The sequence below is a fragment of the Halomicronema hongdechloris C2206 genome, from assembly GCF_002075285.3.
In the GTDB taxonomy this organism is placed as follows: domain Bacteria; phylum Cyanobacteriota; class Cyanobacteriia; order Phormidesmidales; family Phormidesmidaceae; genus Halomicronema_B; species Halomicronema_B hongdechloris.
In genome coordinates this window covers 722,576-734,400 of record NZ_CP021983.2, presented here as the reverse complement: position 1 = coordinate 734,400, position 11,825 = coordinate 722,576, and the positions used below count along the sequence as shown (strand labels likewise).

General features: G+C 56.6%; 10 protein-coding genes. 7 read left to right on the top strand and 3 right to left on the bottom strand.

Going from position 1 to position 11,825, the window contains the following annotated elements:
- Positions 1–404: 404 nt before the first annotated feature.
- Positions 405–935, bottom strand: a complete 531-nt coding sequence (gene purE, locus XM38_RS03480; protein ID WP_080808936.1) for a 5-(carboxyamino)imidazole ribonucleotide mutase — start codon at positions 933–935, stop codon at positions 405–407.
- A 207-nt stretch (positions 936–1,142) separates the two neighbouring features.
- On the opposite strand from purE, the gene bchM reads away from it, so the two are divergent.
- Together bchM and XM38_RS03470 are read left to right on the top strand one after the other, a co-directional pair.
- Positions 1,143–1,817 carry a magnesium protoporphyrin IX methyltransferase gene (bchM, locus tag XM38_RS03475; RefSeq protein ID WP_088429095.1) on the top strand — a complete coding sequence of 225 codons (675 nt, stop codon included), beginning with the start codon at positions 1,143–1,145 and terminating at the stop codon, positions 1,815–1,817.
- A 65-nt stretch (positions 1,818–1,882) separates the two neighbouring features.
- Positions 1,883–3,604: a hypothetical protein gene (locus XM38_RS03470; protein WP_080808938.1), complete on the top strand. Its 1,722-nt coding sequence runs from the start codon at positions 1,883–1,885 to the stop codon at positions 3,602–3,604.
- Positions 3,605–3,610: 6 nt separating this feature from the next.
- Here XM38_RS03470 and XM38_RS03465 read toward each other — a convergent pair whose 3' ends face one another.
- Positions 3,611–4,183, bottom strand: coding sequence for a Uma2 family endonuclease (locus tag XM38_RS03465; RefSeq protein ID WP_080809210.1), 573 nt, complete (start codon positions 4,181–4,183; stop codon positions 3,611–3,613).
- Between the two features lie 342 nt (positions 4,184–4,525).
- Here XM38_RS03465 and egtC point away from each other — a divergent pair, with 342 nt between their 5' ends.
- The 5 genes from egtC to XM38_RS03445 all read left to right on the top strand — a co-directional run bounded on the left by egtC (position 4,526) and on the right by XM38_RS03445 (position 10,837).
- The gene (gene egtC, locus XM38_RS03460; RefSeq protein ID WP_088429093.1) at positions 4,526–5,359 is read left to right on the top strand and encodes an ergothioneine biosynthesis protein EgtC; all 834 of its coding nucleotides are present in this window, start codon (positions 4,526–4,528) and stop codon (positions 5,357–5,359) included.
- A complete protein-coding gene (locus tag XM38_RS03455) occupies positions 5,286–6,575 on the top strand; it encodes an SUMF1/EgtB/PvdO family nonheme iron enzyme (RefSeq protein WP_225889172.1) in 1,290 nt (429 codons plus the stop codon). The genes egtC and XM38_RS03455 overlap by 74 nt, the downstream gene beginning before the upstream one ends.
- A gap of 51 nt (positions 6,576–6,626) precedes the next feature.
- Positions 6,627–7,679 (top strand): L-histidine N(alpha)-methyltransferase, encoded by a 1,053-nt coding sequence (gene egtD, locus XM38_RS03450; RefSeq protein ID WP_088429091.1) that lies wholly within the window; start codon positions 6,627–6,629, stop codon positions 7,677–7,679.
- Between the two features lie 406 nt (positions 7,680–8,085).
- The gene (locus tag XM38_RS25700; RefSeq protein ID WP_187329259.1) at positions 8,086–8,262 is read left to right on the top strand and encodes a hypothetical protein; all 177 of its coding nucleotides are present in this window, start codon (positions 8,086–8,088) and stop codon (positions 8,260–8,262) included.
- Between the two features lie 394 nt (positions 8,263–8,656).
- Complete coding sequence (locus XM38_RS03445; protein WP_088429089.1) at positions 8,657–10,837, top strand: adenylate/guanylate cyclase domain-containing protein; 2,181 nt, start codon at positions 8,657–8,659, stop codon at positions 10,835–10,837.
- A 52-nt stretch (positions 10,838–10,889) separates the two neighbouring features.
- Here XM38_RS03445 and XM38_RS03440 read toward each other — a convergent pair whose 3' ends face one another.
- Positions 10,890–11,438 carry a 1,2-dihydroxy-3-keto-5-methylthiopentene dioxygenase gene (locus tag XM38_RS03440; protein WP_080808952.1) on the bottom strand — a complete coding sequence of 183 codons (549 nt, stop codon included), beginning with the start codon at positions 11,436–11,438 and terminating at the stop codon, positions 10,890–10,892.
- Between the last annotated feature and the right edge of the window lie 387 nt (positions 11,439–11,825).

The window sequence follows — 11,825 nt, the reverse complement described above, 5'->3', positions numbered from 1 at the left end:
GATGGAAAACGGCTTGAGTTACGGCTCAGCCTCGACTGCGGTGTGAGGAGGGTTCCATCAACCTCAAGGGGCCGCGGAACCAAGTCTTCGAGGAATCTGTTCTCCAAGGCTTGCCATCTCAGCATACGCCGATCAGCCTGACTAGAATGCACTTTTTACTACACTGGTCAGCCTTAGAGAGTCCTCGAAATGGCGAATGATCCGCGAAAAGCAGGTCAGAATGATTCCATCAAGTCTGGCAGCGGCAATCTGTATCAGGCTACACATTTCTACCATAGGGGGCTGATGTCACTGGTAATTTTGGGCAAAAATCAATTTTTTTTAAGGGATTTACCGGGTCACTGATAGCTTACTTACCACAAATGTCCCATGGAGAAAATTGCCTCCTGCTGGAATGCTGCAGCCTACTCGCTGGAGAACTGTTCGGCGCGGTAACGCCGATAGCCGATATCGTCTAGACGATGCTGCTTATCCAGGACCTCCTGGCCCAACCGTCGACGATAGTGTTCGACCTGCTGCAGTAATTCAGGTCGGTGACTAGCTAATATTTGAATCGCTAATAAGCCAGCATTTTGGGCATTACCAATGGCTACCGTGGCCACGGGAATTCCCCTAGGCATTTGGACAATTGAGTAGAGAGAGTCGAGGCCACTGAGATGACTACTTCTGACTGGGACGCCAATCACAGGCAGGGGCGATAGGGCCGCCACCATACCTGGCAGGTGGGCCGCTCCCCCAGCGCCAGCAATAATGACTTTGAGGCCACGAGAGTGGGCCTGTTGAGCATACTCCACCATGCGTAATGGGGTACGATGGGCCGACACGATGGCGACTTCATGGGCGACCTGAAAGTCTTCACACACCTGAATGGCCGCCTGCATGGTGGGCAAATCTGAGTCGCTGCCCATGATAATGCCAATCTCGGGATGGGGCATGGAGCTATCTCCCTCTACGCAGGTGCCAGGGTCTCACAGCACCGTCTCGTCACGACGATACACTACTGCGGGGCAGGGGCGAGAGGGCTATCGCAGCGAGGGGAACAGAAACCGCCGTGGGTTTTGGCCACAAATCATAATAGGATTTACAGGGGAACTTTGCTCCAATTGTACATTTGAGGATTGTCAGTGCCCTCTACCCCCGTAATGGACGATAAAGCAATCGTCAAAGACTATTTCAATGCCACTGGGTTTGATCGTTGGCGTCGTATTTATGGCGACGGCGAGGTCAATAAGGTTCAGCTCGATATCCGCAAAGGGCACCAAAAGACTGTCGACACGGTCATGGCTTGGTTGCAGGCAGATGGCGATCTAGCCGGGTTGACTATCTGTGATGCGGGCTGCGGGGTGGGCAGTCTGTCCCTGCCTTTAGCCGCTGCTGGGGCACGGGTGTTTGCGAGTGATATCTCTGAAAAGATGGTGGCTGAGGCTCGACAGCAGGCTCAGGAAACCCTCGCTTCAGAGCAGTTGCCGCAGTTTGCGGTGAGCGATCTGGAAAGCCTTTCTGGTACTTACCACACTGTCGCCTGTTTGGATGTCTTGATTCACTATCCCCAAGCACAGGCGGCTACGATGATTGGCCATCTCAGTTCTCTGGCTGAATCGCGACTGTTATTGAGTTTTGCCCCCAAGACCCTGGCTTACAGTTTGCTAAAGAAGATTGGTGATTTTTTCCCGGGCCCTAGTAAGGCCACCCGCGCCTACTTACATCGGGAAGCAGATGTTATCAAGGCCTTGGAAAGCGAAGGCTGGAGGATTCAGCGCCAAGCCATGACCAAAACCCAGTTTTATTTTTCTCGGTTGCTGGAAGCCATGCGGTAGGCACTCCAGGGGCAGCAGCTGCTCCCTGACTCTGCCATAGCCCATTGTCTCAAGGGAGCTTCTCTATGTCTGCACCGCCCGATCCCACCAATGCAGCTGCGCGGCGAGCCAAGACGCCTTCTGATCCTGATCTGCAGCAGCGAGCAAAGCAGATTCAGAGCGCCCTCAACAGTCAGCAACTTAGCCCAGAGGCGGCGGCTGACATTGCCCATCTGGTGGAGGAGATCGATCCCGCCAGCCAATCCCGGTGGTTATTATCCCTGTTCAAAGCGGCGTTGCAATCTGATGTCTTAACGGCTGAGGAGCTGACGGAGCTGGCCCAGACTATTAACGGCAATCAGGCCCATCAGCGCATCGATACCCTAGTCGAGCAGACCCAGCAGATTCTGTGCCAAAAGACTCTGGGGGCTGAGGCGCAAGCAGAGCTGTCTCGGCTGCTCAGTTTGCTGCCCTATTTGCCTCAGCGTCCTGACCTGGTGGCCGAGTTCGAATTGGCCGTGGCAGCATTGACCCAGGTTCGCGCCGATCAGAGCGATGCCCAGCACTTAAAGCTAGGGCGCAACCTACGCCGCCATTTAGCTATCCACCTTAAGCAAGACGAGAATCCCCTTGGTTCCCTGGTCCGGGCCTCGGGGTCCCCCCATAATCGGCTGGTGGCGGGTCTGACCTGGTTTCTGCTGATATTTACCGGCATCCCGGCCCTGGTGTCGGCTGGCTTTTTTCTCAGTGGCGTGGCTGAACAACGTGATCGCATCGAAGCTCTGGTGATAGAGGTGCAGGATCAGCAAGACACCATTGACCGGCAATCCCGACAGCTAGCCTCCTTCACCGGCGCATTAGGGGCCGTAGATACGCAACTAGCCAGCGTCCCTACCACCACGACCAATCCAGAGCCAGCTACCAATGGCGGCGAGGTGTCCCCTCTACCTCTACAGCAACTGGCTGCAACCCTAGCTGACAACGTCTTAGCATCCCGTCGTCGCCTGTCCACCCTGACCCACAGCAATGGTGACTTAGCCAACCTGAAAGCCAATGTCCAACAATTGGCTGCTGACTCCACCGCCGCTGGCCAGCTGCCCCAAACCATTATCAACGACCTCAATCAACTAGAGACTGACCTGCAGCAACTCTACGACAACCTGGGCGCCCGGTCTGGCACTGAGAGCAATCAGCTCATCGCCAATGTGCTCCCGGCCGCTGTAGCAGAGCTGGAACAAACCGTGCAGCGCCAGCATCGAAGTATTGGCCAGGCCCGCACCCTCATCGATGACGCCTTGGTAGCCGAGGCCGACAGATCCCAAGATAATCAAACCGAAGCGCCAGATACTGCCCAATCCAGTCCCCCAAACGAAACGGATGGCCGTGCTGCTGCCGACGGAGATGCTGCTAATGGGGACTCAGAAGACTTCCTAGAAACGCTGCTTGACAGCATCAGCGGCGTTAATTTTCCACTGATTCTGGCGGTGATGGCCACCGGAGCCCTAGGCAGCTTCGTCAGCGTCATCGTCCGGGCCAACGAGTTCGTCTCCAAAGAGAGCGAGGCCCAACTCGATCTCTTCTTGGTGGGGTTCTTTCGACCCGTGGTGGGCATGGCCTTTGCCTTTTTCCTGATCGCCGTCCTAGAATCGGGTGTGTTCTCAGGATTTCTGTCCTTACAGCCGAGTCAGAACAACAAAAAAATCTATCTTTACATCACCATTGCCTTCGTCGCCGGCTTCAGTGAGCGTCTGGTGCGGGACATCATGGGCCACACCGAAAGCCTGGTTAACTCCCAGCGGCCACGGTAGCGCCTGTTACTGCTCACCAGGCTGCAGCCAGTCTCGAATGGCGATCTGACAATTGGGAAAGGCCAGAGGGGATATGGTGTCCTGTTCCGAAAACCGTTGCTCCAGCCCATAGCCCTGCTCTCCTGGTTGCCGAAACACATGCAGGCAGCGCTTCTGCACGTCTAAAATCCAAGATTCGGCAATGCCGGAGCGCCCATAAACTGGCACCTTTAGGTTGCGATCGCGTCGTAGGGTGCTGTCAGCTACCTCAATCAACCAAAATACTTCCCCTGGTGTCGGATGGTGATCCTCGTAGTCCAACGGGTGGATTTTTACCACAGCTACATCTGGCTCTGGCTCTGAGAAATCGCTCAACTGCACCGGGTCCTGAAACCGTAACAAGGCCTTTCCTGCCAGCAGTCGCGATAACACCCGATCGATGCGAGTCACTGCTGCACTATGGGCCGTTCCTTTGGCTGCCATCGTATAGAGCTGTCCCTCAATTAATTCCACCCGCTCATCTGCCGCCAAAATTCCTGCGTCTACCATGCGGTGATAATCTTGCACACTCAGCGCTCTAAGTTTTGCAACTACGGTCATCGCCCTCATCCCCTCAGGTTTGCTTGCATGACTAAGTCTAGTGGATGCTGTCCCATGAGCCAGAGCCGCGTTGGCAATTAAGATAATCGCTTCTGCCCCTTCGACAAGCTCAGGGCATGCTTCTGCCTTCTGCCTTCTGCCTTCTGCCTTCTGCCTTCTGCCTTCTGCCTTCTGCCTTCTGCCTTCTGCCTTCTGCCTTCTGCCTTCTGCCTTCATCACTGGCTGCCTGGCTGCCAAACCCATGGTAATTAACCGGAGCCGCAGTCTCTCAGAAGTTAGTCAGACGTGGGGTTAATGCCTCAACTGAAGCTAAGCTAGATCGGGCTATGGTAATGAAAAGATATGTGTCGTTTATTGGCCTACGCGGGACCCAGTCTCTCCCTCGACCGCTTGGTGACTCAACCGGAACATTCTCTGGTGGTTCAGAGTTATCAGCCCCAGGAATTGGAGGTGGCGTTAATGAACGCCGATGGTTTTGGCTTGGGCTGGTATGGCCCCGATCCCTCCAGTGCTCCTTTCGTTTACCGCAATACAGCGCCCATCTGGCACGACCTCAACCTTGACGATCTCTGTCGTTATGTCACTAGCTCCTGCGTCCTCGCCTATGTACGCAGCGCTACCCCCGGCTTAGCGGTGGATCTGAGCAACTGCCAACCCTTTCGTCATGGGCCCCTACTCTTCATCCACAATGGCTTCATTGAGCGGTTCAAACCCACCCTCTATCGACCTCTGCGGCAGCTGCTCTCAGAATCGGCCTACCATGCCATCCACGGCATGACTGATTCAGAGCATATCTTTGCCCTATGGCTCCATCATCTCCAAGGGCCAGGCAATCTTTCCCTAGACCAGGCATTACACAAAACCCTGGAACAACTGACTACCCTAGCGGCTGACTATGGCGTGCGGGCGGCGGCCAACATCGTGGTGGCCGATGGCCAGAAACTAGTGGCCTGCCGCTTTGACACCACCGACCAGGCTCCCTCCCTATATTGGCTGCGGCATCATCCCCAGTTCCCGGAGTCGGTGATCATTGCCTCCGAACCCCTGTTCCCAGCCGACTGGGTCAGTTGCCCACCGTCAACCCTCATCACCGTTCAAGATTGTGATCTCCAAACCCAGCCCCTCCATATTCCCGCTGCTCCAGACTCATCCCCAGCAGTCCCCGTCGCCTCGTAAGCGCCATCACCATCTCCGCCGACACCTGACTGCCTGCCGGGGCGATACCCTGGCGCTGGTGGCCCAGTTGACTCCCAGCGAGTATGGCCAGCAGGCCCATGCCGATTTCAGCCCGGTGGGATGGCACTTGGGGCACATCGCCTTCACGGAGTCCCTCTGGATTCTGGAACATCTTGCTGGTCAGAACGGGTCGCCATCTGCCTATCGTCGCTTGTTCGCCGCCGATGGCTTACCTAAGGCCGAACGTCAAAATCTTCCTGACCTGGCCACTGTCCTTGACTATCTGGCTCAGGTGCGGCAGCGGGTATGGGAGTACCTGGAGACTGCCCCACTGCAGCAAGAGCGCCTTTGGTGGTGGCTGTTGCAGCATGAGAGCCAGCATGCCGAGACCATCAGTTGGGTGCTGGCTATGCATCGCCGAGCTCAGCATCCGGTCCCTACTAGCTCTGGCCAGAGCCCGGTAGTTGCCGCTGTCAATGGGCCTGACATGGTCTCGATTCCCCGAACAACAGTGCAGCTGGGCTATGGTGGCGTCGAGGCGCTGGACAATGAAGGGCCTGCGGCTACGGTGACGGTAGAGCCCTTCTGGATCGATCGCTATCCGGTCACCTGTGGGGCCTATCGCCGGTTTATGGAGGCCGGAGGGTATTACTGCCCAGATTGGTGGTCTACGGAGGGTTGGGCCTGGCTGCAGGCTCACCCGGTGCAGCAGCCGTTTTATTGGTCAGGGCAGGCGGCCATGGAGCAGCATCCCGTCTGTGGTGTCAGTTGGTATGAGGCCGATGCCTATGCCCGCTGGCTGGGCAACCGTTTGCCGACTGAGGCCGAGTGGGAGGTGGCCGCTCGCGGTCAGCATGGCTGTCTCTACCCTTGGGGTGAGGATGGGCCTGACATCAGTCGCTGTAACCACCATCATCAGATGGGCCAGACGACACCTGTGGGCAGTTATCCTCAGGGCTGTAGCGCCTGGGGCTGTGAAGACATGCTGGGCAATGTCTGGGAATGGACGGCGACCTGTTTTGCCGGCTATGCCGGATTTATGGCGTACCCTTACCAGGGATACTCCCAGGCCTACTTTGATGGTCGACATCGGGTGTTGCGGGGAGGCAGTTGGGCCACGCGCCGCTGGGCCCTGAGGAGCAGCTTTCGCAATTGGTATCACCCCCATATGCGTCAGGTGTTTGCTGGCTTCCGTTGTGCTCACTCGGCCGTCTGACGATTGAGGGCTGGCAATGGCAGAATACTAGCGGACCTCAGCCCGGAACCTATGCCTACTATTAATCCTTCTGCCACGGCAGACAACGCCGCGTCGGCATCTACTTTGGCGGAACAGGACCGCCTGACCCTGGAGTATCTCACAGCCGTTACCCCTGAGCAGGCCGATGGTCTCGATGTCATCCAGGGACTATCGCAGACACCGAAGTCACTGCCGCCCAAATATTTCTACGATGAGCGAGGCTCTCGTCTGTTTGAGCAGATTACCCAGCTGCCAGAATATTACCTGACTCGCACTGAGACGCAGATTTTGCAGCAGTCTGCCGATGCGATCGCAACCCTGACCGGCCCCTGTGACCTGATCGAACTGGGCAGCGGCAGCTCCACCAAGACCCGCCTGTTGTTAGACGCTTACCAACGCCAGGGAACTCCCCTGCACTATCTACCCGTCGATGTCAGTGGCACCATGGTCGAAGAGAGCGCCCAGGCCCTCCTACAGCACTATCCACAGCTAACCCTACACGGCCTGATTGGCATCTACGAGCAGGTCCTCGCCCAGTTACCGCCCTCTCGGTTTCCCCGACGCCTACTTGCCTTCATTGGCAGTACCCTAGGCAACCTGAGCGATGCCGAGTGCGACCAGTTCCTCACCCAAGTGAGCCAGGCCCTAGCCCCTGGCGACTACTTTTTACTGGGGTTAGACCTGCGCAAACCAGTCGACGTCCTAGAAGCGGCCTACAACGACAGCCAGGGCGTCACCGCCGCCTTTAACCTGAACCTACTGCACCATCTCAACTGGCGTTTTCAGGGGAATTTAGACCCCAGCCAGTTTCGCCATGTGGCCCAATACAATCCAGTCGCCGATCAAATTGAGATTTACATCGAGAGCCTGCAAGCCCAAACCGCCAGGCTCAAGGCCCTGGATTTAACCGTCACCTTCGCCGCCGGAGAACGACTGCTGAGTGAGCTCTCCCGCAAGTTTGATCTGCCAACCATGGCGGCTAGCTTGCAGTCCTATGGCTTGCACACCGTCCATACGTTTACCGATCCGCATCACTGGTTTGGCCTCTTGTTGTGCCAACGGCAACCCCCAGCCCCTCACTAGACCCACTAAGGATTCGCGTGAAGAAAAGTACCCATCAAGGGGATAGCAGGTGGAGGGGGAGAAGGGGAGAGGGAGAGAGGGAGAGAGGGAGAGAGGGAGGATGGGATGTTTTTTAGGCGCAACTCCCCGAGTACCTTATGGCGGATAATTAACCGACCATGCTTACCCTGTCTGCCTTCTGCCTTCTGCCTTCTGCCTTCCTACACTAGCCAGCCTGTTTCCGCAACAATTTGTTGTAGAAGCAGGCTAAAACTTCAAGTATTTCTAAGCGGAGGGTCGGCCTATCAGAAGATACACTTATCATAAATATAGAGAGCGCTTATGCGTTTGCCAGCCCCAACAGAGAGCCTTAACAGAGAGCCTTAACAGAGAGCCTTAACAGAGAGCCTTAACAGCGGAGGTGCCCATGGACACGACACTGTTGATCCTCATAATTTTGAGTTTGTTGCTAGTGGGAACCCTCGCCCCCTATGCCACCCTGATGGTAGCTACGATTGTGACCCTCTCAGCGTTGTCTACTTGGGGCACGTGGATCGTATTGCAATCTGTGGGCCAGTCGAATGATGCCCAGCGCAGCTATTAACCCCTGAGCGAGCTGAGGGGTGGGCTCCTGGCCTTGCCCTACCGAATCATGACAAATCCGCCAGGCTGACTCGGCTTTTCGTCAGATTAACCGAGATGGCCTGGCGGTATTAATGGCTGCCATGACACCTGCTCTGCCCCATGGCTCAACCGCCGCGGCCCATGACCATTGACCATTGACCAATTCCCCAGCCCCAGCTTGAGAATAACGCCAGGCAATATACATTAAGAACAGTCAGGGCGTCGTTTCAGGATCTAGAGGTAGCGTGCGATGGTGATGTCCCAGGGCGACAGGGGAGGCGCGGTCTCTCTCCAGGCCTTAGATCAAGGCTTAGGGACCCTCTCATCCACATCGGATCCTAAGCTGACAGATTAACGCTGAGGTCAGGCTGCTAATGCCACTGTTGAAGTCCCGTGTCAAACAGGCGTTGCGCCGGGTGATTCATAAACCGACTCTACGCCTCGTGTTTACTGTGCCAGTGCTGCTGCAACTCGTTGGTGCAGTCGGGTTAGTCGGCTACCTCTCCTTTCGCAACGGTCAACAGGCCGTTCAAGACCTGGCCTCTCAGTTGCGCAGTGAGATCTCGGCCCGGATTCGGCGGGAACTACAGGGCTATTTCGGAGATCCCCATGCCATCAATCGGCTGAACGCCAGCGCCTTTACCTATGGTGACCTGGATGTCGTCGACGCCCGCTATGGGGAACATCTGCTGTTTCAGCAGATGAAAATCTACCCCACCATTGCCTTCGTCTATTGCGGCAGCGCCAAGGGGGGGGAATTTTTTGGCATCCTGCGCTCCCCCGAGACAGGACAATTACAGCTGTCCTATGGCAATGCCGCCAACAATTTTTTTCGAGACTATTACAGCCTGGATGTGCGCGGTCAGCGGCTACACCGGCTTTATCAGGCAGACCGGCCCTTTGATTCCCGACAGCGCCCCTGGTATCGCGCCGCCGTCGAGACAGAGCGACCGACCTGGACCGATGTCTATATCGCCTTCACTACCGGGCTGCCCAATGTGACGGCCAGTCTGCCGGTCTATGACCAGTGGGGCAGGCAATTACTGGGGGTGTGTGCCACCGATGTGGTGTTACCGGAGGAGTTTCGCACCTTTCTCACCAATCTGGAGGTGGGCGATTCAGGCCAAGCCTTTGTGATCGATCGCCAGGGGCATCTGATTTCGAGTTCCACCGACGAACCGTTAATGGTGGGCACAGGTGAGGATGCCCAATTTCTGATGGCAGTGGATAGCGAGAATCCGCTGGTGCGGCAGTCGGTTCAGCACCTGCTGCAACGATACCAGCGCCTGCAGAGTATCCAGACTCCCGAGCAGTGGGCCTTTGAGGTGGATGGGGAGCGCCAATTCCTGGAGGTTCTCCCCTTCAACGATCCATTCGGCCTCGACTGGCTGATCTTGGTGGTGGTGCCCGAATCGGACTTCATGGCCCAGATCCACGCCAACACCCGCACCACCGTTATTCTCTGCCTGGTGGCCTTGCTCCTGGCCATGGTGATTGGCATTCTATCGACTCGCTGGGTCACGTCTCCGATCCTGCAGCTCAACGCCGCCGTTAAAGAGATTGCTGCAGGCCACTATAATCGCCTGGTGAGCGTGGATCGCCCCGACGAGGTGGGGGAATTAGCCAAGTCATTCAACAGCATGGTGTTGCGATTGCAGCACTCGTTTCAACGGCTAGAAACCCAACGCAACGCCTTTGCCCGCTTCTTCCCGCGGGAGTATCTCACCTTTCTCAACAAGGCCAGCGTCACCGAGATCGAGTTGGGGGATCATGTCAGCAAGGAAATGGCGGTGATGTTTTCGGACATCCGGTATTTCACCAGCCTGGCCGAGAAGATGGCCCCCCAGGAAACCTTTGATTTCATCAATACCTATTTGCAGAAAATCTCGCCCGAGATTCGGGCATACCAGGGCTTCGTGGTGAAGTTCATCGGTGATGGCATGATGGCCATCTTTCCCAAGCGGGTAGAGGATGCCCTCGATGCTGGCATTGCCCAGTTTCAGCGAGTGCGAGAATACAATGCTCAGCGTCAGACCACGGGGGATTTCGCCATTGAGATTGGCATCGGCATCCATGTCGGGCACTTGATGTTGGGGATGATCGGGGAGCATCACCGCATCCAGGGAGATGCGCTCTCTGATACGGTTAATCTGGCGGCCCGATTGGAAGGATTGACTAAGTTTTTTGGGGTCTCGTTGCTGATGTCGGGACAGGTATTACAGCAACTGCAAGACCCCAGTCGCTATTTAATCCGTTCCCTGGGACAGGCCATCGTCAGAGGTCGTACCGAACCCATTGCCATCTATGAAGTCCTAGATGCCGAGGCGGAAGCAGAGCGCCATCTGAAGCAACAGACCCTACCCCAATTTGAGCAGGGGGTAGCCGCCTATTGCGATCGCAACCTCACCCTGGCCCAAGCCTGCTTTCAGCAGGTCCTGGCCGTGCATCCCGGCGACCGCATCGCCCAGCTATACCTGGAGCGCACCAACCGCCTCCTTGCCGACGGCATTCCCGCGGACTGGGTCGGAGTCTGGTCCTTTACCCAAAAGCGCTAAGAATCTGTGCCCGTCCATGGGGATGGGGCATATCAGCCAAGGCGCTCGGTCCCTAAGCCATGGCGGGGACGCGAATCTGCCGCCCGGTGTACTCAGGGGTCCAGCCGTCGGTGCCACTGAAGTAGCGGATGGCCTTGATGCGGCGGGCGGCTGTCAAATAAAACCAGTGCTCGGTGCCAGCCGGTACATTGATATATTCCTCTGGCTGCACGGTCAGGCGCACCTGGCTGCCATCGGGCCGCACGAAGCCAAACACCCCCTCTCCATCGATGATGTAACGCACCTCATCGTCGGCATGGGTGTGAATCTTGTCGAACTTGGCCAGCAGTGCCTCTAGGTTGGGCACCTGGGGATGGAGCGCGATCAGATCCCGAGACTGATAGCCAGCGGTGGCTTTGAGAGTCTCAAAATAGGTGTCTAGGGCCTCTAGCACCGTTGCTTTTTCGGCCTCGTCTAGGGCGGGCTGGGCCAGAAGCGATCCCATCTCGGGCTCATCCCCTAGGGGCCAGTGGTTCAGTTCAATGCCTAGAGGGGCCAATTCGCGGGCAATGTCCTCCAGGGCGGTGAAACGGGGGCCAGTCTCAAGTTGCAAAATTGCCATAGTCTACCATTCCCTTCGCGACACGGGCGAGCAGGCGCCCTCATGGGCTTTCTGATCCTCCACTATAGCAAGGTAGCCAGGACGACAGAAATATCTCCATCCTTATGGGCCTAAGCCTGGGCCTCAATAAACACCTGCACCGCTGGACCAATCTCTGCGGGGGCGCTCATAAAGGGCTGCCTACCCGCTGTACGGTCAAGTTCCTCAGGTAGCGGCGATAGGGACGCAGTTGCCACTGGAACCGATTAGCTCTAAGAAAATCGCCGGCCGAGGGTTTCCGGAATTGTTCAAAGAAACCCTGAAGATTGAGGCAACTCCTTGAACCTCCCCTGTAGGCTGAAGCAAATTTACGAATATCCCCTGATCATCGTCGGGATTTCGTTTGTT